At 71.1% G+C, this 25,190-nt stretch carries 37 protein-coding genes and 3 pseudogenes; 5 read left to right on the forward strand and 35 right to left on the reverse strand.

Going from position 1 to position 25,190, the window contains the following annotated elements:
* Positions 1-32 precede the first annotated feature (32 nt).
* Positions 33-1,268: a DNA methyltransferase gene (locus G5V59_RS15415; protein WP_278257017.1), complete on the reverse strand. Its 1,236-nt coding sequence runs from the start codon at positions 1,266-1,268 to the stop codon at positions 33-35.
* A 25-nt stretch (positions 1,269-1,293) separates the two neighbouring features.
* Between G5V59_RS15415 and G5V59_RS36790 the strand changes: the two are divergent.
* Together G5V59_RS36790 and G5V59_RS36795 are read left to right on the forward strand one after the other, a co-directional pair.
* Positions 1,294-1,533 (forward strand): annotated as a pseudogene (locus G5V59_RS36790) (uracil-DNA glycosylase family protein); the annotation flags it as partial.
* Positions 1,534-1,612: 79 nt separating this feature from the next.
* Entirely contained in the window at positions 1,613-1,891 is a 279-nt protein-coding gene (locus tag G5V59_RS36795; protein ID WP_341351221.1) for a hypothetical protein, read from the forward strand.
* Here the strand turns inward: G5V59_RS36795 and G5V59_RS15425 are convergent.
* The 31 genes and pseudogenes from G5V59_RS15425 to G5V59_RS15575 form a co-directional block, all read right to left on the reverse strand.
* Positions 1,855-2,325 carry a hypothetical protein gene (locus G5V59_RS15425; protein ID WP_278257018.1) on the reverse strand — a complete coding sequence of 157 codons (471 nt, stop codon included), beginning with the start codon at positions 2,323-2,325 and terminating at the stop codon, positions 1,855-1,857. The genes G5V59_RS36795 and G5V59_RS15425 overlap by 37 nt on opposite strands.
* Positions 2,322-2,588 carry a hypothetical protein gene (locus G5V59_RS15430; protein ID WP_278257019.1) on the reverse strand — a complete coding sequence of 89 codons (267 nt, stop codon included), beginning with the start codon at positions 2,586-2,588 and terminating at the stop codon, positions 2,322-2,324. Before G5V59_RS15430 ends, G5V59_RS15425 begins: the two co-directional genes overlap by 4 nt.
* Positions 2,518-2,736 carry a hypothetical protein gene (locus tag G5V59_RS15435; RefSeq protein ID WP_278257020.1) on the reverse strand — a complete coding sequence of 73 codons (219 nt, stop codon included), beginning with the start codon at positions 2,734-2,736 and terminating at the stop codon, positions 2,518-2,520. The genes G5V59_RS15430 and G5V59_RS15435 overlap by 71 nt, the downstream gene beginning before the upstream one ends.
* An 82-nt stretch (positions 2,737-2,818) precedes the next feature.
* The gene (locus tag G5V59_RS15440) at positions 2,819-2,953 is read right to left on the reverse strand and encodes a hypothetical protein (RefSeq protein WP_278257021.1); all 135 of its coding nucleotides are present in this window, start codon (positions 2,951-2,953) and stop codon (positions 2,819-2,821) included.
* Complete coding sequence (locus G5V59_RS15445) at positions 2,950-4,113, reverse strand: hypothetical protein (RefSeq protein ID WP_278257022.1); 1,164 nt, start codon at positions 4,111-4,113, stop codon at positions 2,950-2,952. The genes G5V59_RS15440 and G5V59_RS15445 overlap by 4 nt, the downstream gene beginning before the upstream one ends.
* A gap of 273 nt (positions 4,114-4,386) precedes the next feature.
* Positions 4,387-5,127 carry a hypothetical protein gene (locus G5V59_RS15450; protein WP_278257023.1) on the reverse strand — a complete coding sequence of 247 codons (741 nt, stop codon included), beginning with the start codon at positions 5,125-5,127 and terminating at the stop codon, positions 4,387-4,389.
* A 29-nt stretch (positions 5,128-5,156) separates the two neighbouring features.
* The gene (locus G5V59_RS15455) at positions 5,157-5,498 is read right to left on the reverse strand and encodes a hypothetical protein (protein ID WP_278257024.1); all 342 of its coding nucleotides are present in this window, start codon (positions 5,496-5,498) and stop codon (positions 5,157-5,159) included.
* Between the two features lie 365 nt (positions 5,499-5,863).
* Positions 5,864-6,148, reverse strand: a complete 285-nt coding sequence (locus G5V59_RS15460) for a hypothetical protein (RefSeq protein WP_278260303.1) — start codon at positions 6,146-6,148, stop codon at positions 5,864-5,866.
* Positions 6,120-7,526, reverse strand: a complete 1,407-nt coding sequence (locus G5V59_RS15465) for an MlaD family protein (protein ID WP_278257025.1) — start codon at positions 7,524-7,526, stop codon at positions 6,120-6,122. Before G5V59_RS15465 ends, G5V59_RS15460 begins: the two co-directional genes overlap by 29 nt.
* A gap of 35 nt (positions 7,527-7,561) precedes the next feature.
* Positions 7,562-7,756 (reverse strand): MlaD family protein, encoded by a 195-nt coding sequence (locus tag G5V59_RS15470; protein WP_278257026.1) that lies wholly within the window; start codon positions 7,754-7,756, stop codon positions 7,562-7,564.
* Positions 7,665-8,105 carry a hypothetical protein gene (locus G5V59_RS15475; RefSeq protein ID WP_278257027.1) on the reverse strand — a complete coding sequence of 147 codons (441 nt, stop codon included), beginning with the start codon at positions 8,103-8,105 and terminating at the stop codon, positions 7,665-7,667. Before G5V59_RS15475 ends, G5V59_RS15470 begins: the two co-directional genes overlap by 92 nt.
* A complete protein-coding gene (locus G5V59_RS15480; RefSeq protein ID WP_278257028.1) occupies positions 8,027-8,938 on the reverse strand; it encodes an MlaD family protein in 912 nt (303 codons plus the stop codon). Before G5V59_RS15480 ends, G5V59_RS15475 begins: the two co-directional genes overlap by 79 nt.
* Positions 8,938-9,687 (reverse strand): hypothetical protein, encoded by a 750-nt coding sequence (locus G5V59_RS15485; RefSeq protein ID WP_278257029.1) that lies wholly within the window; start codon positions 9,685-9,687, stop codon positions 8,938-8,940. Before G5V59_RS15485 ends, G5V59_RS15480 begins: the two co-directional genes overlap by 1 nt.
* Positions 9,600-9,980, reverse strand: a complete 381-nt coding sequence (locus G5V59_RS15490; protein WP_278257030.1) for an MlaD family protein — start codon at positions 9,978-9,980, stop codon at positions 9,600-9,602. Before G5V59_RS15490 ends, G5V59_RS15485 begins: the two co-directional genes overlap by 88 nt.
* Before the next feature lie 94 nt (positions 9,981-10,074).
* Positions 10,075-11,280 (reverse strand): MCE family protein, encoded by a 1,206-nt coding sequence (locus G5V59_RS15495; protein ID WP_278257031.1) that lies wholly within the window; start codon positions 11,278-11,280, stop codon positions 10,075-10,077.
* Positions 11,277-12,075 (reverse strand): annotated as a pseudogene (locus tag G5V59_RS15500) (ABC transporter permease). Before G5V59_RS15500 ends, G5V59_RS15495 begins: the two are co-directional and overlap by 4 nt.
* A gap of 121 nt (positions 12,076-12,196) precedes the next feature.
* Positions 12,197-12,893 (reverse strand): annotated as a pseudogene (locus tag G5V59_RS15505) (ABC transporter permease); the annotation flags it as partial.
* 59 nt (positions 12,894-12,952) lie between these two features.
* A complete protein-coding gene (locus G5V59_RS15510; RefSeq protein ID WP_341350954.1) occupies positions 12,953-13,315 on the reverse strand; it encodes a hypothetical protein in 363 nt (120 codons plus the stop codon).
* The gene (locus G5V59_RS36800) at positions 13,290-13,433 is read right to left on the reverse strand and encodes a hypothetical protein (protein WP_341351368.1); all 144 of its coding nucleotides are present in this window, start codon (positions 13,431-13,433) and stop codon (positions 13,290-13,292) included. The genes G5V59_RS15510 and G5V59_RS36800 overlap by 26 nt, the downstream gene beginning before the upstream one ends.
* 231 nt (positions 13,434-13,664) lie before the next feature.
* Entirely contained in the window at positions 13,665-13,943 is a 279-nt protein-coding gene (locus G5V59_RS15520) for an ATP-binding cassette domain-containing protein (protein ID WP_278257034.1), read from the reverse strand.
* A 49-nt stretch (positions 13,944-13,992) separates the two neighbouring features.
* Positions 13,993-15,063: a hypothetical protein gene (locus G5V59_RS15525; RefSeq protein ID WP_278257035.1), complete on the reverse strand. Its 1,071-nt coding sequence runs from the start codon at positions 15,061-15,063 to the stop codon at positions 13,993-13,995.
* 335 nt (positions 15,064-15,398) lie between these two features.
* Positions 15,399-15,968, reverse strand: coding sequence for a hypothetical protein (locus tag G5V59_RS15530; protein ID WP_278257036.1), 570 nt, complete (start codon positions 15,966-15,968; stop codon positions 15,399-15,401).
* A 53-nt stretch (positions 15,969-16,021) separates the two neighbouring features.
* On the reverse strand, positions 16,022-16,648 hold the full coding sequence (locus tag G5V59_RS15535) for a hypothetical protein (RefSeq protein ID WP_278257037.1): 627 nt from the start codon (positions 16,646-16,648) through the stop codon (positions 16,022-16,024).
* Positions 16,649-16,658: 10 nt separating this feature from the next.
* Positions 16,659-17,246: a hypothetical protein gene (locus G5V59_RS15540; RefSeq protein ID WP_278257038.1), complete on the reverse strand. Its 588-nt coding sequence runs from the start codon at positions 17,244-17,246 to the stop codon at positions 16,659-16,661.
* Positions 17,247-17,391: 145 nt separating this feature from the next.
* Entirely contained in the window at positions 17,392-17,532 is a 141-nt protein-coding gene (locus tag G5V59_RS15545; RefSeq protein ID WP_278257039.1) for a hypothetical protein, read from the reverse strand.
* A gap of 617 nt (positions 17,533-18,149) precedes the next feature.
* The gene (locus G5V59_RS15550) at positions 18,150-18,452 is read right to left on the reverse strand and encodes a hypothetical protein (RefSeq protein WP_278257040.1); all 303 of its coding nucleotides are present in this window, start codon (positions 18,450-18,452) and stop codon (positions 18,150-18,152) included.
* 173 nt (positions 18,453-18,625) lie between these two features.
* Positions 18,626-19,318, reverse strand: coding sequence for a hypothetical protein (locus G5V59_RS15555; protein WP_278257041.1), 693 nt, complete (start codon positions 19,316-19,318; stop codon positions 18,626-18,628).
* Between the two features lie 83 nt (positions 19,319-19,401).
* The gene (locus tag G5V59_RS15560) at positions 19,402-19,629 is read right to left on the reverse strand and encodes a hypothetical protein (protein WP_278257042.1); all 228 of its coding nucleotides are present in this window, start codon (positions 19,627-19,629) and stop codon (positions 19,402-19,404) included.
* Positions 19,626-20,114 (reverse strand): hypothetical protein, encoded by a 489-nt coding sequence (locus G5V59_RS15565; RefSeq protein WP_278257043.1) that lies wholly within the window; start codon positions 20,112-20,114, stop codon positions 19,626-19,628. Before G5V59_RS15565 ends, G5V59_RS15560 begins: the two co-directional genes overlap by 4 nt.
* A gap of 35 nt (positions 20,115-20,149) precedes the next feature.
* The gene (locus G5V59_RS15570) at positions 20,150-20,536 is read right to left on the reverse strand and encodes a hypothetical protein (RefSeq protein WP_278257044.1); all 387 of its coding nucleotides are present in this window, start codon (positions 20,534-20,536) and stop codon (positions 20,150-20,152) included.
* A gap of 75 nt (positions 20,537-20,611) precedes the next feature.
* Positions 20,612-21,400: a hypothetical protein gene (locus tag G5V59_RS15575; RefSeq protein ID WP_278257045.1), complete on the reverse strand. Its 789-nt coding sequence runs from the start codon at positions 21,398-21,400 to the stop codon at positions 20,612-20,614.
* 358 nt (positions 21,401-21,758) lie between these two features.
* Here G5V59_RS15575 and G5V59_RS15580 point away from each other — a divergent pair, with 358 nt between their 5' ends.
* The 3 genes from G5V59_RS15580 to G5V59_RS15590 are packed head-to-tail and all read left to right on the forward strand — an operon-like array spanning position 21,759 to position 24,092.
* Positions 21,759-22,154, forward strand: coding sequence for a hypothetical protein (locus G5V59_RS15580; protein WP_278257046.1), 396 nt, complete (start codon positions 21,759-21,761; stop codon positions 22,152-22,154).
* Positions 22,129-22,287: a hypothetical protein gene (locus G5V59_RS15585; RefSeq protein WP_278257047.1), complete on the forward strand. Its 159-nt coding sequence runs from the start codon at positions 22,129-22,131 to the stop codon at positions 22,285-22,287. The genes G5V59_RS15580 and G5V59_RS15585 overlap by 26 nt, the downstream gene beginning before the upstream one ends.
* Positions 22,263-24,092, forward strand: coding sequence for a hypothetical protein (locus G5V59_RS15590; protein ID WP_278257048.1), 1,830 nt, complete (start codon positions 22,263-22,265; stop codon positions 24,090-24,092). Before G5V59_RS15585 ends, G5V59_RS15590 begins: the two co-directional genes overlap by 25 nt.
* Here the strand turns inward: G5V59_RS15590 and G5V59_RS15595 are convergent.
* From G5V59_RS15595 to G5V59_RS15605, 3 genes are read right to left on the reverse strand one after another with little or no spacing between them, the layout of a single operon-like run.
* Positions 24,067-24,441: a hypothetical protein gene (locus G5V59_RS15595; protein ID WP_278257049.1), complete on the reverse strand. Its 375-nt coding sequence runs from the start codon at positions 24,439-24,441 to the stop codon at positions 24,067-24,069. The genes G5V59_RS15590 and G5V59_RS15595 overlap by 26 nt on opposite strands.
* Before the next feature lie 35 nt (positions 24,442-24,476).
* Complete coding sequence (locus tag G5V59_RS15600) at positions 24,477-24,959, reverse strand: hypothetical protein (RefSeq protein WP_278257050.1); 483 nt, start codon at positions 24,957-24,959, stop codon at positions 24,477-24,479.
* A 51-nt stretch (positions 24,960-25,010) separates the two neighbouring features.
* The gene (locus G5V59_RS15605) at positions 25,011-25,145 is read right to left on the reverse strand and encodes a hypothetical protein (protein WP_278257051.1); all 135 of its coding nucleotides are present in this window, start codon (positions 25,143-25,145) and stop codon (positions 25,011-25,013) included.
* Positions 25,146-25,190 lie beyond the last annotated feature (45 nt).

Here is a 25,190-nt window from a genome sequence, read left to right on the forward strand (position 1 = left end):
CCGCCGCACCGTCCCGCACCTGCAGCGCCTGCTCACCTTCCTCGACGGCGAGACTCGCAGCCCTGGAGCGCGCGGCCGGCGTCAGGCTGAGCTCGCGGAAGCCGCCGCCGACCCGCTCGGCGACGGCCTGCAGCCGCGCCCGGGTGATCGCCGAGACCGTGGCGTAGCCCGCCCGCTCGGCGTTCGAGCCGACCCGGGTGGGCTCGGGGGCGTTCACCGAGAGGCAGGTACGACGCCCGCCGTCGGCGGCGTTCGCCAGTGCCACCGCGTGACCGGTGGTCCCGCTGCCCGCGAAGTAGTCGAGGACCCGCACGTCCGCGGGCATGGTCTCCAGGATCCGGCGGAGCAGACCGGTCGGCTTCGGCGACTCGAAGACGTGCCCGAGCAGGTCCTTGAACCGGCGACCGCGGTGTCGGTCGAGCCGACCTCCTCGGCGAGCCAGATGGTGCGCAGGCTTCTTGCGGCGCCCGCCCACCGGGTGCCGCCAGTCGCGCTGGAAGACGTCCACCCGCTCGCCACCGGGCCCGCGCACCAGCCGGCACTCCAGGTCGTCGCGCCGCTCGTCCATCCGCGGCCGCGACCAGCGCCAGACCGCGGGCGCTCCGTCTCCGAAGACCGGCTTGACCTCCACCGAGCCGGCGAAGGGCGCGGTCGCGACGCGGCCGGACTCCGGGTCGCCGTACACCGGGAAGTGCAGGGTGGGCGCGGTCAGCGGGTTGAACCTCTTGTTGGTGTTGCGCAGCGGCAGGCGACGGTAGCGGCGTCCGTCCTCGGCCACGAGCGGGAAGTCCGCCTCGACCACGGTCGTCGCGGTGGTGGCGTCGAGCACGCAGCGCGCGGGGTCCTTGGCGTAGACGAGGACGTACTCGTGGGAGGTGGCGAAACCCTTGCCCAGCCTGGCGTCCCTTGGCGTTGAGGTTGACGACGACCTGCGCCAGGAAGGCGTCCTCGCCGTGCACCTCGTCCAGCAGCAGCCGCAGGTGCGCCACCTCGTGGTCGTCGATGCTGACGAAGAGCGCGCCGGTCTCGGCGAGCACCCGGTGCCCGGCCTCCAGCCGCGGGCGCATGAACTCCACCCAGGCCGCGTGCCGCCCGCGGGCGCCGGCACCGCGCTTGCCGCGGAAGTCGTCGCGGTAGGCGAAGTCGTTGCCGGTGTTGTACGGCGGGTCGATGTAGACCAGGTCCGCCGAGCCGGCGGGCAGGGTGGCCAGGACGTCGAGGTTGTCGCCCTCGACGAAGGTGTTCCACGGTGCTGGCTCGGCACTCACGCGCTCATCGTGACAGGCTCGGAGGGTGGCACGCCGTACCTTCACCCGGGCCGAGCTCGAGTCCTTCCGCGACGCCGTCGTCCCCGACCTCCTGCCGACGAAGCCCGGCCAGCGGCTGCGCCTGCTGTTCGTCGGCATCAACCCCGGGCTGTGGACCGCCGCGACCAGCACCCACTTCGCGCACCCGGGCAACCGCTTCTACCCCGCGCTGCTGCGCGCCGGCGTGATCACCCGGCCGATCGACCCTGCCGACGGGATGGACGACGCCCAGCGCGACGTGCTGCGCGAGCGGGGCATCGGCATCACCAACGTCGTGCACCGCGCGACCGCCAAGGCCTCCGAGTCTGAGCGACGCCGAGCTCAAGGCCGGCGGCGCCGAACTCACCGCGCTGGTCGCGCGGGAGCGGCCCCGCGTGGTCGCGATCGCCGGGATCACCGCCTACCGGGCGGCCTTCGGCCTGCCGAAGGCGAAGCCGGGCCGTCAGCCGGAGACACTCGACGACCTGTGGTCGGGATCCGAGTCGTGGGTCGTCCCCAACCCGAGCGGCCTCAACGCCCACGAGACCGTCGAGTCGCTGGCCGCGGCCTACCGCGAGGTCGGTGTCGCGGCGGGGATCGTCTGAGCGCGACCCACGACCATCGGTACGACGGTCGCCGCTCCCCCGGGCATCCGCAGGTGCTCGACCTCGGTCACGGTGAACGGCGAGCGCCACAGCGCGCCGAGGAAGTCCCGGTTCGGGTGGCACCCGTCGGCGACGCGCACCTGCACCGGGGTCGCGACCTCCTGCAGCACCCGGCGCAGCCCGGTCCCGCGGACGTGCTCGTGGAACAGGAAGGCTGCCGCCCGGACGCAGCACGCGGGCCAGGCTCGGCCAGCGCCGCCTCGGGCCGGTCCAGGGAGCAGAAGACCAGCGACGCGGCGACGGTGTCGAAGGTGGCGTCCTCGAACGGCAGGGCGTAGGCGTCGCCGTCGACGATGCGCCAGGCGCGCGCCCGCACGTCCGCCGTCCGGCGGTGCAGACTGCGCACGCAGCGCCGGGTTCGGCTCGACCATCACCAGGCTCGGTGACGGCGGGCGGGTAGTGCGGCACGGAGAAGCCGTTGCCCGTGCCGAGGTCGAGGGTGCGGCCGCCGGCCCGGGCCAGGTGCCGCGCCCGGATCGCGGACTGCCCGGCCTCCTCGGCACGGCCCATCACCGAGGGGTACCAGCGCGCGAAGAACCGCTGCCCCCTGCTGCCGCGCCCCTCGCTCACGGCGCGCCCGTGATGTCGACGCTCTCCTTGCCGCCCGCGTGGGCGACCATCTGCGGGTGGTCCTCACCCTGCTCGACCCGGATCACCACGTCCCAGGTGTAGGGGTCCTGGGCCCGGTCGATGGCCTGCTCGGCTGCGGCGACCATCCGGGCCGGGTCGACCTCGGACAGCGCGAAGGGCACCGGCTTGTACTCGGTGTAGCGGTTCTTCGACACCCGGATGGTGAGGTCGTCGGAGTAGATCTGTTGCGCTCGGCGTAGCGCGTCACGTCGGCGTTGGGGTCGTAGAACTCCACGGTCAGGCTGTACTCGTCGAGGCGCACCGCCACCGGCTGCTGTCCGGGCAGGCTCGGCCGCGGCGTCGGCGAGACCCTTGCGGACGAAGGACTCGTCGAGCGAGCCTTGCGCTCCACCTCGCCGGAGCCGTCGTCACCGTCGTCGCCGGCCCGGACCGCGAGCACGATGGCGACCACCACCGCCACCACGATGCCCAGCACGACCCAGGGCTTGGAGCGGCCGGACCCACCCGGCTTCGGCTTGGGCTTCGGCTTCGGCTTGGGCTTGGCCTTCGGCACCGGCACGGTCGCCGGCGGGTCGAGCGGGTGCCCGGCCTCGGTACGACGCTCGGCCGGCGGCTGGTAGCGGCTCCACCGCCTCTTCCTCGCCATGCGCGCAGCCTACAAAGCGGCGCTTCCCCGAGTCTCGCCTGGTCAGAGGGTACGCATCCCGATGACCCGCCAGTCGCCGTCGATCTTCTGCGCCTCGATCGAGAGCCTGCGCGGCGTAGTACGACGCCGCCTTGTCGGAGACCCGCTGCGAGGCCTGGTCCATGAAGACGAGCAGCCGTGCGTGGTCGCCCTCGAGCTCCCTGGACCGAGGCGACCTGGACCTTCGCGGAGAGCACCAGCCTGCTGACCGGGGGCCTTCTTGCGCAGCGTCGCGAAGAGCACGTCGTAGTCCTTGCGCGCCTTGCCGCGCAGCACCTCGTCGGCGGCCTGCTCGGTCGCGTCGGGGTTGCTGTAGTCGAAGCCTGAACGAGCGCACCAGCGCCGTCGAGACCGCAGCGACCACCTTCTCCGTGCCGACGTCGTCCACCTGCGCGAAGTTGCCGACGTTGTCGGTGTCCCGCTCGCGGTGGGCCTGCCAGAAGGCGACGCCCGCGCCGGCGAGCAGCAGCACGGCCAGGAGCAGCGCCCCGTGGCGTCGTACGGCGCTCACTGGACGTCCACCCCGACGAAGATCAGCGACTCGACGAGCCACTTGCCGCCCACCTTGGTCAGGTCGACGGTGAACCGGTTGCGCTTGACGGTCGGCTTGACCGAGGGGTCCTCGGCATCGGCGACGCTCACCTCGGCCACGGCGATCACCGTGGCGGAGTCGTCCTTGAGGTCGATCACGCCGGCGTCGACGACCTTCGCGGTGCTGCTCTTGCCCTGGCTGGCCAGCAGGTCGCGGGTCTCCTTGGTGGTGGCCGCGAGTCTGGTCCTTGAAGGTGCCGGTCGAGACCGCCTCCCACTTCGCCAGTCCACCGGCGAGGTCGCGGGAGTCGAGGGTGTTGAGCGTCTCGACGTGGCTGCGCGCGGTGATCAGCACCTTGTCACGCAGACTCGGCGCGGGCGACGTCGGCGTCGTCGTGGCCGCTGGCGCGGACCCACGAGACCGTTCCCCAGGCCAGCAACACCACGGCGAGGAGCAGCACCGCGAGCTCGAGCACCCGGCCCAGGCTCGCCGCCCCGCGTCCCCTCGTCGTCAGCGGACCCATCCTCGGGCGGCGCGCTCTCGCTGGGGGTGTCCTCGGCCGGCTCCGGCTCCTGACTGTCGATGGCCCTCTCCTCCACGTCCTGCCCGATCACCGGGCGCCTCCCATCAGGTCCCCGAGGTCGTCGGCCGCGTCGATGTCGGCCACCCCGGGCACCGCCGGCCGCGCCAGGCTTCGACGGGACCGCCTGCGGTCCACGCACGTTGCCCTGGCTGCGCGGGGCGGTACAGCCCGCCTTCCGGTTGAGCGGACCGTCGGTGAGGTCGGTCCCCCGGTGACGGGTCGTGCCACTGTAGCCGGACGTGCAGGGCAGCGGGTCGAAGAAGGTGGGCACCAGGCCCAGGTCGATCCCGCGGGCGCTCGTGGTCGCCCAGCCGATGCTGACGGCCTCGGGGAGCCTTGATCAGCGCGTCGCGCACGCCGTAGGCGTTGACGCCGAAGATCGTGGCGGTCGAGACCAGGTTGTTCATCAAGATCGCCAGCGGCTGGCCGACGTCCTTGATCAGCACACCGAGTTCGCGGGCCGCGCCGGGCGTCGCGCCGATCAGCGTGCGCAGGTCGGCGTCGGAGTCGGCGAGGGTCTGGGAGAACAGCGCGAGGTCGTTGCTGTACGCCGTGATCGCACTCGCCGAGTCCTCCTGGGTCTGCAGCACCTGGCGGGAGTTGCGGATCAGCGAGGCGGTGACGAGGAAGTTGTCGTCGGCGGCCTTCTGGAACTCCAGCGACGTGCGCACCAGGCGGCTCACGTCGCCACTGAGGCCCTTCGACAGGTCGTAGGACTCGTCGATCACGGTGTTGAGCGCGTCGGAGGGCACCGAGGCCACGAAGTCCCGGCCGGTGCGCAGCACCTCGGACAGACTCCTGCGGCAGCGCGTCCTCACCGCCGTGCAGGCGGTCGCCGTCGGCGAGCAGGTCCTTGGAGTCGTTGCCCTGGAGGTCGAGGTACTGCTCGCCGATCGCCGAGCGGTTGCGCACCTGGACCGTCGAGTCGGCGGGGATGTCCGGCGCGCCGGACTTGATCTCCACGGTCACGTCCACACCCTTGGCCGTGGCGTCCATGTCGGTCACCTCGCCGACCTGCACCCCGCGGTAGGTCACCTCGGAGTTCACGAACAGGCCGCCGGCGTCCGGCAGGGACACCTTGACCTCGTAGCCGCTGCTGAACGGTGTGATCCCGACGTACGACGCGCCGAGGTAGGCTGGTGCCCAGCAGGGCCACCAGCGCGAACAGGCCGAGCTTGGTGTGGACGCTGCGAGTGAGCCTGCTGCATCACTGACCCCCTGCGGTGCTGGCGCTGCCGGACGACTCGGGCGTGGCGGTGGAGCCGGAGCCCGACGGCGTCCCGCTCGGCGTGCCGGACGGCGAGGACGAGGCGGACGAGGAGCCTGCTCGCCCGGTCACTGGGAAGGATCGACGGGCCGGTCACGCTGGGCGAGGGGATGCCCGTCGTTCCGCTGTCCGCCGGAGGGAGAAGGGGTGGCGCCGGGATGCGGGGAGAGGTGCGCCCCGACGCCACATCAGTGCCCGTGGGTTGCGGCCACGTGCACTTATCCTTCTCTTCGATGCCCACCGCGCACGGATTGTCAGGCTGGGAGGGTGCGGAAGTTGGTGAGCATGAAGACATTGAGGTAGTCGCCCTTGATCGCGCCCAGCACCGAGTCCGGGAACGGGTAGGTCAGCAGGATCTCCATCGAGCGCGGGAGCGCCGAGCCGGCCTTGGCGAGCCTGGGTGAGGATCGGGTCGAGCAGGCTGGAAGTCGCGCACCATGTCGGCCTGGGAGGCATTCAGCGTGCGCACGGTGACCCGGGAGAGCCGGTCCAGCGAGGTCAGCATCTTGGTCAGCCTGAGGACGCTGCTCGGCCAGCACCTTGAGGCCGGGTGAGAGCCTTGTCGAGGACCTTCGCGATCTGGTCGCGGTCCCCGTCGAGGGTCTTGCCCAGCCGGGCCAGACCGTCGATGGCGCCGGTGATCGCGCCGCGCTTGCGGTCGAGCACGCTGACGAAGCGGTTGAGCCTGGACCAGGAACCCGCGGATCTCCTCGGTCCGGCCGCTGCCGACCTGCTGGGCTCGCGGGAGATCTCCTGGAACTGCGCGATGCCGCCGCCGTTGAGGACCAGCGAGAGCGCACCGAGCACCTGCTCGGCCGTCGCGGCCGCGTCGGTCGAGCCGGTCGAGAACTCCGCGCCGTCGGCGAGCCGTCCGCTCGCGACCGGCGCGGTGGAGCCCTGCGGGCGGATCAGGGCGACGTACTTCTCACCGAGCAACGAGGTCTGCTGCAACCGAGCCTCGGTGTCGCGCGGCAGGTCGAGGTCGCCGCGCACCAGCATCTCCACCTCGGCCGTGCGGCCGTCCTTGGACAGGGTGATGTCGGTGACCCGCCCGACCGGCACGTTGTCGACCTTGACGCTCGACTGGGGCACCAGGTCCAGCACGTCGGTGAAGTCGGCGGTCACGGTGATGGGGTCGTCGCCCACGTCCGCGCCGCCGGGCAGCGGGGCGTCGTACACCCCGCCGGAGAGGATGCCGCAGCCGCTGAGGCCGAGGCTCGCCGCGACCAGACCGGCCGCGACCGCACGCCGGATCGCCATCACTGCCCTCCGTCCTGACCGGGGAGCAGCACCGGCGGCGCGTCGGGCGAGGTACGGGCCCGGTTGCCGTCGTTGCTCCAGATGGTGAGACTCGTTGAGGTTGCCGCGACCGCTGATCGTGTTGCTGGACGGGTCGTAGGCCTTGATGAAGTTCTGCAGCGCCAGCGGGATCGTGCGCACGGCCTCCTCCAGCGACTTGCGCTGCTTCACCAGCACCTGGGTGGGCCCGCGAAGGCCGTCCACGCTGTGCTTGAGGGCGTTGCGGTTGTCCTTGATGAATCCCTCCAGCAGGGCCAGCGCGTCACCGAGTCTCGGTGATCGCCGAGGAGAGGTTCTCCCGGTCCTCCGACAGGTAGCGCGCCACGACGGCGAGACTGCTTGTTGGCACCGGCGACCCCGCTGTCGTGCTCCAGCAGCGTGCTGTTGAGGGTGTCGAGGTTCTTGATGGTCTGGAAGAAGTCCTTGTCGAAGCCGGACACGGTCGCCGAGGCGTCGGAGAACTTGCTGATCATCTGGTTGAGGTCGGCGCCCTGGCCGTCCAGGTTGGCGGCCAGCGTCTTGAGGAAGTCCGAGAGCGCGCCGTTCTTGTTGGCACCGTTGGGGCCGAGTCTGCTGGCCCACGTCGACCAGGCTCTTGTACATCTCGTCGATCTCCACCGGTACGGCGGTCGTGGTGATCTTCGCGCCGCTCTTCAGGCTCCGGGCCGCGGGTCCACGGCTCGGTGAGTCTGGACGTAGCGGTCGCTGACCAGGGTGGGCGCCACGATGACCGCGCCGGTGTCGGCCGCGACCTTCTCACCCTTGTCGAGCTCCATGCTGACCCGGACCTTCTCGCCGACCGGCTCGACCTTGGTGACCCTGCCGACCGGGACGCCGAGCACCTGCACGTCGGAGCCGGCGTAGAGCCCGACCGCGGAGTCGAACTCGGCGGTGAAGGTGACCGGGTCGCGCAGCAGCCTTCATCCCGGTCACGATGCCGCCGAGCACCAGGGCCAGGCCGAGCACGATCGCGAGGAAGCGCATCGTCGGGGACTTCATCGCCCACCTCCAGGTCGGCAGTCGCGGACCACGTCGTTGTGCAGGCTCCGGTGCGTCCTTGGGGTCGAAGAGCCCACAGATGTAGGAGTCGATCCAGCGGCCGTTGCCCATGGCGGCGGTCAGCATCCGGTAGTAGGGGCCGAGGACGGAGATGGCGTCGTTGAGGTGGCGCTGGTTCTTCTGCAGCAGGGTCGCCACCCGGTCGAGCCTTCAGCAGTGCCGGGCGCAGGCTGCTTCTCGTTGTCGCGCACCAGGCCCTGCGTACCACGGCCCAGGGACGTCGTGCTGCGCAGGAGCCTGCCGGATCGACTCGCGCCGGTTCGCCAGGCTCGGTGAGCAACGCGTTGCCGTCGTCGACCAGCCTTGCCGAGCTCCTCGTTGCGCGCCGACAGCGTGCCGGTGACCTTGCTCGTGGACTTGAAGAGCGAGGCCAGCTCGTCGTCGCGGCTGGAGATCGTGCGCGAGAGCCGGCTCAGCCCGTCGACCAGCCCGCGCACGGACTCCGGGGTGTTCTTGAAGACCGCGGACATCGTGGCCAGGCTCTTCTCGAGCCTGGTCGGTGTCGATCTCGGTGAGCGTGGAGGACAGGTCGGAGAAGGCCGCCTGGACGTCGTACGGCGTGGTGGTGTGGTCGAGCGCGATCGGCCCGTCCAGGCTCGCCGGCGCCCAGCGGGTCGACGGAGAGGTACTTCTTGCCGAGCAGCGTCTTGATCTTCACCGCGGCCGTCGTCTCCTTGCCGAGACTGACGCCCTTGACCCGGAAGCCGACGAGCACCTTGTTGCCGTCGAGACCCGATGGAGGTCACCTTGCCGACCTTCACACCCGCCACGCGGACCTCGTCGCCGGCCCGCAGGCCGGCGGTCTCGGCGATGTAGGCCTCGTGCTTCTCCCCACCACCGACCACCGGCAGGTCGTCGGCGTAGAAGGTAGCGAAGAAGACGCCCACCAGGGCGGCGATGCCGATCAGCGCGATGATCACCCGGTTGCGCTCGGCGAACGCGGTGGGGTAGCGCCTGGCCCGTCCGGCCATCACTTGCACCTCCCTGCGACCGGCTTGACGCCACGGTCGCCGTAGTAGCCGACGGGGTCCGGGATCCGGCCGTTGATCGAGCAGACGTAGAAGTTCACCCAGGAGCCGTAGGCTGGCGGTCTTGGCCAACCGCTCGAGCCTTCGTCGGCAGGATCCGCAGCGACCGGGAGATCACGTCCTCGTTGTCGGCGAGGATGCCCGAGAGGTCGCCGAGGGACTTGATGGAAGCCTTGAGCGGCGCCCGGCCCTCCTCCAGCAGCGAGGCCACGCTCTGGGACAGGTCGCCCAGGCCCTCGATCGTGTTGCCGATGGTGGTGCGGTCCGCGGACAGCCCGCTCACGAGCCTGCTGCAGGGTCACCAGCGTCGTGTCGAGTCTGGTCGGAGCGCTCGTTGACCACGCCCAGCACGGAGCCTGAGGTTCGTGATCAGGTCGCCGATCACCTGGTCGCGGTCCGCGAGGGTCGAGGTCAGGCTGGCCGTGCTCTTGAGCAGGCCCTCCACCGTCGGGCCCTCGCCCTGGAAGACCGCGACGATCTGGGCGCTCAGACTCGTTGATGTCGGCCGGGTCGAGCAGGCGGAACAGCGGCTGGAAGCCGTTGAAGAGCACCGTCAGGTCGAGCGCGGCCTGCGTGTGGTCGAGATCGAAGACATAGCCCGGCTTCAACCGGGTGCCGGTGACGTCGCCGGGCTCCAGCGCGATGTAGCGCTGTCCGACGAGGTTGCGGAAGAACAGGCTCGGCCCGCGCACCCTGGCCCAGCGGAGCGTTCTCGCTGACCGTGAAGGTCACCTTGGCCAGCCGCTTGCGGCTCACCTCGACCGAGCCTGACCGTGCCGACCTTGACGCCGGCCATCCGGACGTCGTCGCCCTTGTTGAGGCTGGTGACGTCGCTGAAGTAGGCGACGTACTCGTCACGCGCACCCTCGCTGCTGTTGCGGATCGTGCCGGCCAGCGCGAGCGTCGCGAGGACCGTGGCCAGGGCGAACACCAGCGACTTGGTCAGGGTGACGACGACCCCACGCGTCGTGGTCGTGCTGCTCATCGGACCTCCACCTCCGCACCGCGCAGGAGGGGGCCGACCAGCAGGCTGCCCCAGGCCGGGTACGCCGACGGGGAGATCCCCGCCTCCGGCGCCATCAGGCTCCGCGATCAGCCTGGTTCTCGGCCGGGGAGTTCGCCTCGCCCAGGCCGTTGTTCTCGGCGAACATCGCCCGGGTCCGGTCCGACGGCGGCGGCAGGATCCGCTCCGGCTCGTCGTCCTCGCCCGTGGCCCGCGCCGGCCGGACGCTGCCGTCCTGGTAGGGACAGCGCGGCGCGCCCTTGGTCGCGAACTTCGGGTCGTCCCGGCCGATGACGTACTTGCCCCGGCTCGGGGTGACGTTGAGGACGACGTGCACGCCCGGCTCCTTCGTGCCCTTGCCCAGGGTCTTGTCCATCACCGGGATGAAGTCGCGCAGCGAGCGGAACAGGCACGGGAACTCGGTGGCGTACGGCGCCACCGCGGCCAGCGCCCGCCGGCTCTGCTTCGACAGCGTGATGATCGTGTCGGAGTTGGCGATCAGCCAGGAGTTCGTCTCGTCCGCGGCCGCGATCACCGAGGCGAACAGCGCGTTCACCTGGCTCTGCTGGTCGACCAGTGTCTTCGAGGTGACGGTCATGCTGTCGAGCGCGTCGAGCAGGTCCGGCGCCGCGTCGGCGTAGGTGTTCGCCACCCGGCCGAAGGAGGCCAGGTCGTCGGCCGCCTTCGGGGTCAGCGGGTTGATCTTGGTGAGGTAGTCGCCCCACGACGCCATCGCCTCGCCGATGTCCGCGCCGTTGCCGCGCAGGGCCAGGGCCAGGCTCGCCGAGCGTCGCGGAGAGCCTTGTCCGGCTTGATCGCCTTGAGCACCGGCAGCAGGCTGGTCGAAGACCTCCTCCAGGCTCGACCGCGGAGGCCGAGGCGTCCTGCCGGATGGTGTCGCCGGCGTCCAGGGTCGGTCCGCCCGAGCCGGGCAGCACCAGGGCGACGTACCGCTCGCCGAAGAGCGTCTTCGGCAGCAGCCGCGCCGTGGTGGTCTTCGGCGAACTTGTCGAGCACGTCGGGCTGCAGCGCCAGGGTCAGCCGCGCGCCGCCGTCGCGGGGCTCGATCTCGCTCACCTTGCCGACCGGCACGCCGTTGAGCCTTGACGTCGGAGCCCTTCTGCAGGGCGTTGCCGAGGGTGCCGGTGGTCAGGGTGATGTCGCTGCGGTCGGTGAAGACCTGGTTGTAGGCGAGCCACGTGCCCAGGCCGATGGCGAGCACCAGCACGCCGTAGCCGACCCCGAGGAGGGCGTCGCGCAGCCGGCCCATGCCCCCGCTCATCCGGCGATCCGCACGGTCACGGTGGTGCCCCACATGCCCATCGACAGCGCCAGGTCGAGCAGCGCGACGACGACCAGCGTGCGTCGTACCGAACGACCCACGGCCAGGCCCACGCCCGCCGGCCCGCCCTTGGCGAAGAAGCCGAGGCGGCAGTGGATCAGGATGATCAGCACCGCGAAGACGAGCACCTTGCCGAACGACAGGAGGATGTCGACCGGTGGCAGGAAGAGCCTGGAAGTAGTGGTCGTAGGTGCCCGCGGACTGACCGCGCAGTCTGCACGGTGACCAGCCTGCTGCCGAAGTACGACGTGAGCAGGCCGATGACGTAGAGCGGGATGATCGCGACGAAGCCCGCCACCACCCGGGTGGAGACGAGGAAGGGCACGGCGTCGAGGCCGATCACCTTCACCGCGTCGATCTCCTCGCTGATCCGCATCGCGCCGAGCCTGCGCGGTGAACCCGGCGCCGACGGTCGCGGACATCGCGAGCGCCGCCACCAGCGGGGCGATCTCACGGGTGTTGAAGTAGGCGGAGATGAAGCCGTTGAGGGCCGCGGTGCCGATCTGGTCGAGCGCGGCGTACCCCTGCAGGCCGACGACCGTGCCGACGAACAGGCTCATCCCGGTCATCACGCCGACGGTGCCGCCGATCACGGCGAGCGCGCCGGTGCCGAAGCTCGACCTCGGACAGGACCCGCCAGATCTCCTTGGGGTAGAGGCGGATCGCGGTCGGGATGCCGGCCAGGACGCGGCCGTAGAACCGGATGTCCCGCCCGGCCTGGACGACGCGGTCCAGGCTGGCGGTCCCACCACGGGCGCTTGACGACGACCGGGTGCGGCGGTCGGGGCTTGGGCGGACGCGGGGCGGTGTGCTCGCCGGCGACGGTGCTCATCAGGCCCCCTTTCCAGGCACCAGCCTGCAGGTACAGCGTGGTGACGACGAAGTTGACGAAGAAGAGCAGCAGGAAGGTCACGACCACCGACTGGTTGACCGCCTCGCCCACACCCTTCGGGCCGGGCTTGGTGTTGAGCCCGCGGTACGCCGCGACGGTGCCCGCGAGGAAGCCGAAGACCACGGCCTTGAGTCTCGCCGACGATCAGGTCGGAGATCTGGGCGAGGGCGGTGAAGCCTGGCGAGGTAGGCACCCGGCGTACCGCCCTGGACGACGACGTTGAAGAAGTAGCCACCGAGGACGCCGACCACCGAGACCAGCCCGTTGAGCAGGACGGCGGCGATGACACAGGCGATCACGCGGGGGACGACGAGTTTGCTGGACCGGGTCGACACCCATCACCCGGGTCGCGTCGATCTCGTCGCGGATGGTCCGCGAGCCGAGGTCGGCGCAGATGGCCGCACCGCCTGCTCCCGCGATCACCAGCGTGGTCACGATCGGTGCGGCCTGCTGCACGACGGCGAGCACCGAGGCGGCGCCGGTGAAGGACTGCGCACCGACCTGGACGGTCAGGGTGCCGAGTCGGAGGGCGATCACGGCGCCGAAGGGGATCGCGATGAGCATCGCGGGGATCCACGAGACGCTGGTGACGAACCAGAACTGGTCGAGCAGACTCCCGCGCCGCGAACGGGCGGCGGAAGGTGGCACGGATCGTGTCCATGCCGAGGGCGAAGAAGGCGCCGGTCTGGTCGAGGGCGCGGGTGAGGGGGTCCGGCTTGGCTACGACAGGTGGTCGGTCTGCCTCCTCGTCGTCGGCGACGTACAGCGATGACTCGCCGCTCGCCACCCGACGGGCGTGCCGGTCGGTCGCGGGCCGCGGCAGTCCGCTGGCGGGCAGCAGGCTGGCGCGGCAGGACCTCGATCGCGCGAGCACCGGCACGGACCATCGTCGGTGCGCCGACCGCGTCGACGGGGTAGCCGTAGTCGTCGAGCACCGGGGCGTTGCTGGAGTGGTCGACCTCCTCGCTCATCCCGATCGGGCCGACCGGGTCGCCGGCCATGAACTGCGAGACGACCGGGTGGTCGGTGAGCAGGAACTGCTCGCGCGGTCCGTACATCACCAGCCTGGCGGCGGTAGAGCATGCCGAGGTTGTCGGGCAGAGTGCGCGCCAGCTCGATGTTGTGGGTGACGACGAGCATCGTGGCGTCGGTCTGCGCGTTCACGTCGAGGAGCAGGCTGGGCGAGGTTCGCCGTGCGCACCGGGTCGAGGCCGGAGTCCGGCTCGTCGCACAGGATGATCTCCGGCTCGGTGACCAGCGAGCGGGCCAGGCCGGCGCGCTTGCGCATGCCGCCGGAGATCTCGCCGGGCAGCCTTGTGCTCCTGGCCGAGCAGCCCGACCATGTCGAGCTTCTGCATGGCGATCTCGCGGACCTCGGTCTCGCCCTTCTTGGTGTGCGCGCGCAGCGGGAAGGCGACGTTGTCGTAGACGCTCATCGATCCGAAGAGCGCGCCGTCCTGGAAGAGCACGCCGAACTTCTTGCGCAGACTCCAGGCGGTGCGACTCCTTCGCCGTCACCATGTCGACGCCGTTGACCAGGCAGGCTCCCGGCCTCCGGGCGGAGCAGGCCCATCAGGGACTTGAGGAAGACCGACTTGCCCGTGCCGGACGGCCCGAGGAGCGCGGTGATCTCACCGGGGGCCAACGTCAGGGTGACGTCGCTCCAGATGTTCTGGGAGCCGAAGGCTCTTGGTGAGTCCGGTGACCTCAACGGTGCCGCCCATGGCGGACCTCCTGCCTCTCGCTGGTACTGCACATGCTCATGGGGTTTCCTGCGCCGATGCGTCAGGCGTGCCGGTGGGGGTCGCCGTGGCGCTGGTGGCGTCGGTCGGGGTCTCGGTCGCCGTCGCCGAGCCGGACGGGCTCGGTGTCGGCGTCCCCGTGGCGCTCGGGGTGGCGCTCGGGGTGGCGCTTGGTGTCGTGCTGGGGGTCGCGCTCGGCGTACGACCGGGCGTGGGGCTCGTCCCGCCGGCGGTCGCAGAAGCCGCCGGCGGGACGAGAGAAGGTCGGCCACCCGGTGCGGTGCCGAAGGACGGCGTCGCGCTCGCGCCCAGCACCGGTCGGGCCGCGCAGCGGCACAGGTCGGGCAGGACCGGCAGCGGGCCGGTGATCGCCGGGGGCGGCGGCACCTGCGCGGCCTGCCGCTCGTAGCGCTTCGCGAGCGCCAGGACGGTGGGCACGAAGCCCGGCGCCCGGTGGTACGACGTGAGCGCGGCGCGCAGTGTCGCGGGCTTGGTCAGGTCGCCCTTGGAGCACAGCAGCACCGCCGCCGCGAGGGCCGCGTCGTCGATGTCGTGGGGGTTGCGCCTGCCGTCGGCGTCCGCGTCGACCGCGACCGCGCTCCAGGTGCTCGGCAGCAGCGCCATCGGTCCCACCGGGGCGTCCCAGGTGAGGTTGCCGTCGACCTTGCCGAGGTCGGTGTCGGGCAGCTCGCCACGCCCGCCCTTGCCGTCCAGCGGCGCCAGCAGCGCCGGCCCGCGGTTGTGGTTGGACTCCACCCGCCCGATCGCGGCCAGCGTCGTCCACTGGATCCCGCACGTCGAGGCGGTCGTCATGATCGTCGCCGCGCGCTGGTAGGACGCCACCACCACGACCGGGGTGGAGCCGAGCGACCCCGGGAAGTCGCTCGGTCCCCCGACCTGCTGGCGTCGTACGGCGACCGCGGGATCGGGTGCCACGACGGGCACCGCAGCCGTGGTGAGCGGAGCGGCCGCCGAGGTCTCCTCGGTGCGCTCGGGCGCCGGTGGCGCGGTGTCGGAGGCAGCCAGGTGCATCACCTGCGCCGCTCCCCCGGCCACGCCGGCCGCTGCGAGCGTGACGCCCGCGAGCACCACGGCGACGTGCCGCCCGCGGATCGACCGTCCTCCCCGAGACATGGCCTTCCTCCCTCCCGTGACTACGGTCACATGACTCCGCGCACAGTCAATGCGGGACGCGCTGTCGCGGCTAGTGGTCCGGGGCAATTCATCAGGGGGCCACACAGATGTTGTGATGCGGGTGACAACTTTTCGGGACTTCGTCCTCCCCCTCCCCCTCGGGCCGGGCACCCGTCCGAGAGTGCCCTCGGGGCGTTGTCAACCGCGTGACAAGGTGCGCCTGGCGTCGTACCCGGGAAAGGGTGGAGCCGCCGGTCCCCGACGGGACCGGCGGCTCCGATTCATGGGGGTCAGGTGAGGGACAGCGGCGTGCTGCCCGCGGGTGGGACGTTGGTGAGGTAGCCGCCGAAGGACATCTGGTCGCCCACCTGCCAGTCCAGCGTCACGCACATCGACCCGACGACCGAGGTCAGCACCAGGGTCGAGGCGGCGTACGTCGGCGTGAACCGTTGGGTCGCGGTGTCGAAGACGCCGGGCATCGTGCCGGCCAGCCGCAGGTCGCAGTTCGCCATCGCGAGGCGCATGTTGACGTGGTTCACCACGGCCGGCCACGTGGTTCCCGTCGCCGGGCCGGTGATGTCCAGGCTCCACGCGGGATCGACGGTGACCGGCATCGGGCCCATGACGGGATTCGTGCACCGGAAGTACGTGAGCGCACCGAGATCGACGGCCGCGCTGCCGAAGGTACGGACCGAGCCGGGGCTCTCGACCGTTCCCGCGATGTCGAACTGGTTGCAGGTGATGGTCTGCCCCGCTGGCACGTCGGTGATGGAGATACTCGTGCCCACCAGACGCACCGACGGACCGCCCGCCGGCGTGTACGTCGTGCCGGCCCGGGCCTCGACGGCAGCGGTCGCCACCAGACCCAGGGCGAGCGCGGTCGTGGCGAGCAGGCGGACAAGGCGTCCCATCGTCATCGCCTCAGGAGAGCGACAGCGCAGTGCTGCCGGCGGACGGGGTGTTGGTGAGGTAGCCACCGAACTCGGTGGTGTCGCCCGGTGAGATGCCGAGGCTGGCGCAGCCTGCACCGACCACGGAGGTCGGAGTGATCGTCGAGCTCGTCGGCATGAAGCGCTGGGTCGCGGTGTCGAACACGCCTCCCAGGTCGCCCGCCATGTCCACCTGGCAGCCGCCAGCGTTCCAGTCCAGGCTCGACGCCCGTGAACCGCGCGGGCCACGCGGTCCCGGTGGCGAGGCCGGTGACCTCGAAGGACCACGTGCCGCTGATGAACGTGAGGCTCGCGCCGGTGTCGGTGGTGCACGCGCTCGCGAGGGAGACGATGGAGCCGGCAGGTGCGCCGACCGGCCGCGCCGCACCGGGGTTGGTGAGCGTGCCGGACGGGTCGAAGTCCGCGCAGTTGATGGCTTGTCCGCCCTCGAACCAGACCGCGACGTTCGTGCCAATCAGGTTCAGGCTCGGACCACCGCTGGGCGTGTAGTCACTGACGGTCGCCTGGGTCGCGTCCGCGCCGGACGCTGATCCGACGAGTCCCAGTGCGAGGACGGCGATGGCAAGCAGGCGGGTCGAGCCGAGTCTCATGGTCGTCTCCTCAGGAGATGGAGAGCGGGCCGCTGCCCGCAGGAGGGAGGTTGGTGAAGTAGCCCTGCAGCAACGCGTGGTCGCCGACCTGGAAGTCGAGCATCACGCACATCGATCCCGTCACCGACGAGACGAGCAGGGCCGAGGTGCTGGGGGTGAACCTCTGCGTCGAGGTGTCGAAGGTGCCGTCCACGGCTCCGCCGAACTTGACGGTGCAGTTGAGGGCGCTGAGGCTCATGGCCATCTGCTCGAGCCGGACCGGCCACGTCGGACCGGTGGCAGCGCCCGTCACGGTGAGTCGCCACGCGGGGTCGGCCGAGAAGTCGGTCAGCCCCCAGATCGGGTTGGAGCAAGTGTCGGTGAGCCCACCGAGGTCGACCGCCTCGCTACCGAACGCTCGCCCAGTTCCCGGCGACGTCACCTGCCCGGCGATGTTGAACGGCGAACACCTGAAGTCCTGACCGATCTCGTCGAAGTGGAAGACGACGTTCGTTCCCACCAGATTGACGGCCGGACCTCCTGAGGGGGTAAAGGTCGTACCGGCTCGAGCCTCGACGGCGCCCGCGGTGACGAGGCCGCACGCGAGCACGAGACTCACGATGAGTCGGACAGCGCTGGTTGCCATGTGGCTCTCCTTCCGGCCGGTCACGGATTGGCGATCACGAGCCCGGAGCCGCCCGCGGGTGGAGTGTTGACGAAGGATCCGTCGAGGGCGACCGTGTCGCCCGCAGAGCAGCGGCGCGTCACCGGTCACCCTTCGGCAGCGGCGGCATGTCCGAGATGTCCGGGGCAGGGAGCGGACAGTGGCCGTTGGGGTCGCAGGGCTTGAGGTTGTTGAGGTCGATGCCGTCGTCGCGGAAGGCCAGGCTGGCCCTGTCCCACACGCACCGGATTGTTCGGACCGGACGCCATGGCGGTGACCAAGGGGCTGAGGTCCTCCGCCACGCCGCAGCCGGTGAAGGGCGGGACCGTGAGGCCAGTCGAGGGCGGGATGACCCGACCTTGCAGGCTCTGAGTAATACGGGGAATCCAGCGCCTTGATCGATCCGGCGTGCAGTCCGTCGTAGGCACCCAGGTAACCGCCGTCGGCCGGGAAGTAGCCACCGTTGGCCGTCTCCCCCACATCGCCACGTTCGCGGGACGCTCCGTCCGGCAGTCAGGGCCGAGCGCAACGGGCACGCCGTCGACCTTCAGGTCGCTCAGCGAGATCTGGACCTTGCCCTCGACATAGGCATCCACCTCCGGGACGGTCCTGTCGTAGTCCGCGTCGCATCCGAAAGCTCCTTCGGTCCGCAACCAGATGTGGGCCATCAGTGGCTGGATCTTGCCGTTGACACGGGGAACCCGCAGGGTCAAGGTCGCACTCGCTGGGATCGAGCCGAACGCGATCAGGTTGACGCGAACCTTCGCAAGGAGGCCCATCTCGACCCCACCGCTCTTGAGCGGGGTCATCGGGTAGATCGGGTTGCGGGAGTACTGGCCGCGGCGCTGGGTGCTGAGGTCATCGGTGGCGCACGGCGGCTGGTAGAACGGATTCGGGATGCAGGGACGACCGCGCGTGCAGCCAGCCCCGTAGGCTCGTCGGGTTGTCAACCGGTGTGTTGTAGAGGTACGGGTAGATGGCCGCCCACATCGGGGCGTTGGAGTTGATGGTGATGTACATCTTGGAGCGCCGTACCACCGTGCCCTGGGTGAGGCTCGTGACTCCTTGGGTGAGGCTGTACTTCCCGGGAGGAAGCAGGTCGTCCGATCCCGGCGGGTCGCCCGGAGCGCTGCTGCTCGAGGTCGAGAGCAGCGCCGACACGACAGCGACCAAGCACGCCACGGTGAGCACGCGCTTGATCGTGAGAGCGGGACGCAGGGAACGCGTTCGCATGGACTGCTGGCCTCCGAGCAGGATGGGTGACGACGGGTGCTGCGGGGTTCGACCCCACCGGTGGGACGGGACGCGTCGTGCGCTCCGCCCCACCGGTGCGGTCAGACTGTCACGGGTTGGCGACGGTCAGGTTGGTGCTGCCGGACGGCGGCGTGTTGGTGAAGTAGCCGTCGATGGCGATGTCGTCGCCGGGCTGGATGTCCAGCGTGACGCACATCGAGCCGGTCGGGGCGGGGCTGGCGGACACGACCAGGCCCGACGCGGCGGTGGTGCTGTTGGGGGTGAAGCGCTGCGTGGTGTTGGAGAACTTGCCGTTGACGACACCCTCGATGGAGAAGGTGCAGTTCGCCGCGGCCAGGTTGGCCTTGACGTTCGTCAGGCTTGGCGGGCCACAGGCCACTCACGGCGTCGCCGGTCACGGTGACGCCCCAGGTGCCGACCGGGGTGACCGTGGTCGCACCCGCGAGCGGGTTGGTGCAACCGGTGGCGGAGAGCGACGAGAGGTTGCCGGCGTTCGCGCCGTAGAGGCGGCTGACGCCGGGGTTGACGATCGAGCCGCTCACCCCGAAGCCGGTGCAGGTCAGCGCCTGGCCGGCCGGGATGTCGGTGAACTTCGCACCGGTGACGGTGCTGGTGCCGACCGTGCGGGACGCCACGAAGTTGGCGTTCGGACCACCCGAGGGGGTGAACGTCGTGGCCGCGTGGGCAGCCGTCGTCGTCATCGACACCACAGCGGCGCCGGCAGCAGCCGTCGCGATGAGACCACCGGTGAGACGGTTGATGCGCTTGTTCATTCGAATCTCCTTCATGGGGGTTGGGGTGTTGCGGGTTGAGGTGAGAGCAGGTCTGCGGGTCGGCGGGTGAACCGGTGTGCGGGTCACTCCGGCGCGCGCGGGTTGCTGAGGGTCAGCGACAGGGTGTTGTCGCTGCCCGGCACCAGGGCGTTGATCGGGATCGAGCCGAAGGTCGGGAAGAAGCCGGGGATGTCGAAGAAGTTCAGCGGCGTGCAGCCGGTGAAGTTCCCGATGGTGTAGGTGTCCTTGAGCGTGCCGCCGCCGTTGATGGTGAAGTAGCCGGTCGGCGGGGTGGTGCTGTTGTCGATCACGCTGTCGGCGTTGATCGTGACCGGGTTGACGGTGTGGCAGTTGCTGCCGACGGCGAGCGGCCACCACACGCCGAAGACGCGGGCCTCGACGTTGCTGAGCCTTGATGTCGTACTTGACCTGCGACTTGAGGTCGAGCGCCTGGCGCGGCGAGGGCAGACTTCGTCAGGGTGCCGGTGATCTTGCCGACCTGGGTCATGGTGACCTTGGCCCGGGCCGGGATGCCGAGGATGTCGAAGTTGATGGTCTTCGCCGGGATCACCATCGTGCCGTCGATGATCGGCGTCGGCAGCGGCGCGATCGTGTCGATCGTGACGGAGATCGTGGTGGGGCCGATCGGCATGTCGGCGTCGACCTGGTTGCCGACGTGGGTGGTGCCCTCGGCGTCGTAGATGACGGTCAGGTGGTTGGGGTCGGTGTCGACGGCGTTGGCGGCCGGCTGCACGGCGGCGGCAGAACCGGCGACGAGCGCGAAGGCGCTCAGCACCAGCGCGGACCTCCGGCGCGTCTTGGAAAGGATGTTCACAGTGCCTCCTGGGGGTGGGGACGGATGGCGTCGTGGCGCGAACCGCGACTGTCCCGAGCCGTCGTGTTGTGATCACCGCCACCGTGGAAGCGAGCGACTTCCAGGGTCAACGGAAGAGCCGGGCAGAAGCCCGAAATCCGGACGTCCGTCCGGAGAACCGGAGTTAGGAGCGGGCCGCACGAGCAGCCACCTCCTCGCGCCAGCCAGGGAGGCTGGCGTGCAGTGCGACGACGATCGCGGCGTGCGCGGCGGGCTCGTCGAGCGCCTCGCCGAGCAAGCCGCTTGCCGACGCGGAGCCGATCGTGCGCGGTCTGCCGCGCGACGTGGTGGCGCTGCGCGATGACCGACAACGGCTCGCGCGACTCCAGCCAGGTCAGCAGCACCTCGCCGACCTCAACCCTCCGCGTGGGCCGCAGGTCGCGCAGCGCGGCGAGGTACTTGTCGACGAGCAGGCTCGGTCAACGCGGGACGCCCGGCCAGCAGCAGGCTCGCCGGCGACGTCCGCGCACGAGGTGAGGGGTACGTCGGTCGAGATGATCCCCGCCCGGACGGCGGCTGCGGCCTGGCGGCACAGCGCCAGCGCGTCCCCGACGTCGTACGCCGGCCGGGAGGGCCCGCTGATCGCGCGCTCCTCCGGCGTCAGCACCAGGTCGGGCAGGCGGTCGGTGGGCACCAGCGCGATCCGCCCGGCCCCGTCGACGAGCACGTCGGGGAGGTCGCTCACCGCTCGCGCGGCGCTCCCGTCGACCCAGACCACCGGCGTGTAGCGGGCGTCCGCCTCGACACCGGCGAGGGCGAGCAGGCTCCTCGGGAACGGACTCGGAGGCGAAGAGCGCCCGGGAGACCATGTCCCGGCGCGCCTTCGGCGCGAGCGCCATCATGGTGTGCGCCTGACGGTGTCCCGCGAGCGCGGCGTGGTGGATCTGGTGCAGGAACTGGCGCAGCCGACATCGGATCGCGTCGCGCTGCTCGGCCGGCCGCACCCGCGCGATGACGGGGTCCGCGAGCCGGGCGCGGTCCTCGAGGACGCGCTGCAGGTCGGGTCGAGCTTTGCCGGCGCTGTGGCCACGGACGGCGGCGCGACGGCCCAGGCGCATCAGGGTCGGCCCCGCCTGGCGGGCGGCGTCGTCGGTGCGCCCCTCGGCCGAGACGAAGGCGCGGGTCGCGACCAGCACCGAGTGGGCGACGGCGGGAGGGAGCACGGCGGCGGCGTCGAGGTCGCGGCACAGGCTCGGCGACCAGGGCATCGCCGTCGGCGATGCCTGCCCACCCGCGGATCGCGCTCACGAGCACCACGACCTCCCTCCCTGAGCAGCCGATAGTGACGGCCGCCACACAAAGACCTCACAGCGTGACGACGTGTCGCAAGAGGATTCGGGCAGGCGTGACCAAAACCGGTGCTGCCTTGTCAGCCGGGTGACAACGGGGTCCGGGGTGGTCGCGAGCGGGCGGCCATGGACCGCAGCCACCCGCCCCGGTCGTCACCGGAGAGCGCGGTACTTATCACCTGGGTGACAATTTCCCCGTTGTTCCCGCTCCGGCGGTATGTTCCACCTCACACCGGTGTGCCGGTGAGGGGAGGGATTCACGATGCACGTGGGACACGTGGGCATCACATTCACGACGAGTCTCGAGGCGGTGACCCGGACGCAGCGAGGTGGGCGCGCCAGCGACGAGGCAGGACAGAACGACATGAGCAGGGCACCGGCTCCGACGCGGGTGTCCCTGCCGGGCTCTGCCCAGTGGATGATCAGCAGCCTCGAGAGCGAGGTGCGGCCGGTCGCCGAGCGGGTGAGCGAGCAGGTGCGTACTGCCGTGCCCGAGCTCGACGCGCCCGGTGACGGCCGCCTGCGGCAGACTCGTCTTCACCGCGATCCACAACGCCATGCACCTGTTCGTCGACGAGGCGCTGGGCCGCGAGGTCTCGTACATGCCCGTGGAGGACATGTTCCGCAAGGTCGGGTACCGCGTCGGCGTGCGCGGGCGCGACCAGGAGCCTGATCGACCAGGGGATGACGGTCGCCGTCGCCGCGCTCTCCAACGAGCTCGGCGCGCGTGCCGCGGAGAACGAGTCTCTCCGCCGGGGCGCTCAACGCCATCAACGAGGCGGTGGCCGCCTTCGTCGGCCACCTGACCTCGCAGATCGGTGTCGGCTACCGCGCCGGTGCCGAGGCGCGCAGCACCGACACCGGGCTGGCCCGGGCGCGGCTGATCACCGCCCTGCTGAACGGCGGGGCGGACGACGAGGTCGAGACCCAGGCGGCGATCGCCGGCTGGGAGGTGCCCGACTCGGTGACGGTGATCGCCGTCGAGTCACGCTCCGACGAGCCGCTGACGGCGGAGGCACTCGGTCCGGAGGCGCTGACCCGGCCCGGCCGCGAGCCGCAGCCGGTGGTGTGCGCCACCGCGGACGCCGACGACGTCGTGGCGGCGATCCGGGCCGCCGTGCCCAAGACCCGGATCGCGGTCTGCTGGCCGGTCCCCCGCGCGGACGCACCGGTCGCGTGGACCTGGGCCAACCGCGCGCTCGACCTGGTCACCGCCAAGGTGATCCCGGCCCGCCCGGTCATCGACTGCGTCCGCTTCCGCACCGAGATCTGGCTGCACGCGGAGCCGGTGCTGCGCCGCCAGGCTCGCGCAGGAGCCTGCTGCAGCCGCTGTTCGGGGAGACCGAGAACTCCCGCGAGATCCTGTCCGAGACGCTGCTCGTGTGGCTGGAGACGCGTGACAGCGCGCCGGCGATCGCGGCCAAGCTCGGCGTGCACCCGCAGACGGTCCGCTACCGGTGGAAGCGGATCAACGAGCCTGTTCGGGGAGTCCCTGCACGACCCGGACTTCGTCATCCAGACTCACCCTGCTGCTCAAGGCGAGCGTGCCGCTGTGGATCGCCGGCGACCAGAGCGACTTCCAGCGCTATCGAGAGCAGGAGGCTGGTTGATGTCGCCGGAGACCGTCGTCTGCGTGCTGATCGCCGCGCTCCCGGCCCTCTTCGCCTACGCAACGCCGCTCTCCTTGTGGTTCACCCGCGCGCGGGCGCGGGCGGCCGGGGTGTTCCTCGACGACCGCACCGCGCTCACCGTCGGTCCCCGGGTCGACACCGTCCTGCTCGACCGCTGGGGCACCGTCACGACCGGGCAGGCTCCGCGTCGTCAACGTCGAGCCCGTCGAGCCCGATCACGAGCGCAACCTGCGGTGGTTCGCCGGCGCGCTCGGCCACGCCGCCGACGATCCGGTCAGCCGGGCCATCGCCCGGCTCTCCGCGCGCGGCAAAGCTCAGCCAGGTGCAGCAGCACGCGGACGGCGGCATCAGCGGCTCGGTCGACCGGCACCCGGTCCGGGTCGGCCGGCCGGACTGGCTCGGCATGGCCGCGCGCGACGACGTCGGCGTCACCGTCGGGGTCCAGGTCGATGCCCGCCCGATCGGCTACATCACCGTGGCCGACGACGTGCGGCCCACCGCTGCCGACGGCGTACGACGCCTGCTGGCCGACGGCGTCGAGCCGGTCCTCGTCTCCGAGGACACCGAGCGCAACACCCGGCAGGCTGGCGGAGACCTGCGGCATCGATCGGTGGTACGCCGAGTCCCCCCTCGACGCTCGCGAGCGACTCGTCTCCGACTACCGCGGCCGAGGCCGGGTCGTCGCCGTCGCCAGCCCCTCGGGCAGTGCCTCGGCAGACCTCACCTTCTCCGCCTCGGCGCCCGAATCCCCGCAGGTGCGGGGAATCCGGCTCACCGACCTCGACGTCGGACGGATCGCGACGGCGCTCGGCCTGGTCCGCGCCGCGGCCCATCGGACGACCCGCAGCCGTCGTACCGGTCTGGTGCTGGGGGTGCTCGGCATCGGTCTGGCCGCGGCGAACCTGCTTCCGCTGCCGGCGGCCATCGGCTTCCTCGTAGGAGCCTGCGCGCTGGTCACGCTGGTGGCGGCGCGGGGCTGACCTCCGTCAGGTCCAGGCCCATCGGTGACTGCGCGGGGATCTCCCCGGACGCGACGACCGCAGCCGCGAGCGGGCGCAGGAGCCCCACCGACTCGGCGATCTCGTCGTCGGCGAGCGCGTCGAGGGCGGCGGCGGCGAGGTCGTCGGTCTGCTTCTCGACGGTGCGCTTGAGGTGCCGTCCGGTCTTGGTCAGCGCCCCGGCGGCACCGGCGGCGTCGGCCAGGCCGCGGGCGTGGAAGCCGTCGAGCACCGCGGCCCACTCCTCGGCGGTGAAGCCTGCGCGCGGTCTCGTAGAGAGCGGCAGGCGTGCCGGTCGCGAGGGCGTGCAGCACGTGCGCCTCGCGGCCACCGATTCCGGCGACGGTCAGTGCGGCGACGTGCCCGTCACCACGGTGCTCGCGCAGCAGGGTCGCGGCGTGCCACAGCCGGGCGAGGGGCTCGTCGGGGACAGGGAGGGCGCGGTTGGCGGCGAACAGCGCCCGGCCCTCGAGAGGCGCGGTGGTGGCGGCGCGGGTGGCGAGCCTCGGCGGCGCGAGCGACATCGGCGTCGCCGAGCAGCCGGCGCAGGGTCGCCACGGAGCCGCCCAGCCGGGCGTCGAGGGCCGCCGCGGGACCGGCGAAGGACCAGGCGTCCGGGAGGGCGCGGGCCACCTGCGGGTAGGCGAAGTTGTGGAACAGGGCGTGCACCAGGTCCGGCGCGGCAGCGCCGAGGGGTGCGGCCCGGCCGGCGAAGTAGCCCATCCAGAAGCCGCGGTAGCCCGCCTCCCTCAACGCCCCGAGTGGCTCCGGCGAGAAGTAGGTGATCGCGTGCAACGGCTCGGCCAGGGTCCAGACCTCACGCGCGGCTGCGGCTCGGGGATGCGCCATGCACCGGGTCTACTCCCCCGTCGTACCCGCGTCCACCCGATGAGGTGGAGGTCACTCCTCGTCGTCGAGCAGCCCCTCGGACTCGGCCTCGGCGACGACGCGGCGCACGTTCTCCAGCGAGCCACAGCCCTGGTCGATCGCCTCGTTGCGGCGCGCCGCCCACTTCGCGCCGAGGTCGAAGCGCACCCGGATCGAGGTCTCGGTCCGCGCCGGCTCGAGGATGCTCAGGCT

It is taken from the genome of Nocardioides convexus, assembly GCF_011090295.1.

Bases quoted from the DNA above. Each gene is read 5' to 3' on its own strand.
- G5V59_RS15600 (WP_278257050.1), bottom strand. From the start codon at position 24,959: ATGGCGCATCCCCGAGCCGCAGCCGCGCGTGAGGTCTGGACCCTGGCC.
- G5V59_RS15575 (WP_278257045.1), bottom strand. From the start codon at position 21,400: ATGCCCTGGTCGCCGAGCCTGTGCCGCGACCTCGACGCCGCCGCCGTG.
- G5V59_RS15495 (WP_278257031.1), bottom strand. From the start codon at position 11,280: ATGAGCGGGGGCATGGGCCGGCTGCGCGACGCCCTCCTCGGGGTCGGC.
- G5V59_RS15555 (WP_278257041.1), bottom strand. From the start codon at position 19,318: ATGAACAAGCGCATCAACCGTCTCACCGGTGGTCTCATCGCGACGGCT.
- G5V59_RS15510 (WP_341350954.1), bottom strand. From the start codon at position 13,315: ATGCTCTACCGCCGCCAGGCTGGTGATGTACGGACCGCGCGAGCAGTT.
- G5V59_RS15490 (WP_278257030.1), bottom strand. From the start codon at position 9,980: ATGAGCAGCACGACCACGACGCGTGGGGTCGTCGTCACCCTGACCAAG.
- G5V59_RS15535 (WP_278257037.1), bottom strand. From the start codon at position 16,648: ATGAGACTCGGCTCGACCCGCCTGCTTGCCATCGCCGTCCTCGCACTG.
- G5V59_RS15480 (WP_278257028.1), bottom strand. From the start codon at position 8,938: ATGGCCGGACGGGCCAGGCGCTACCCCACCGCGTTCGCCGAGCGCAAC.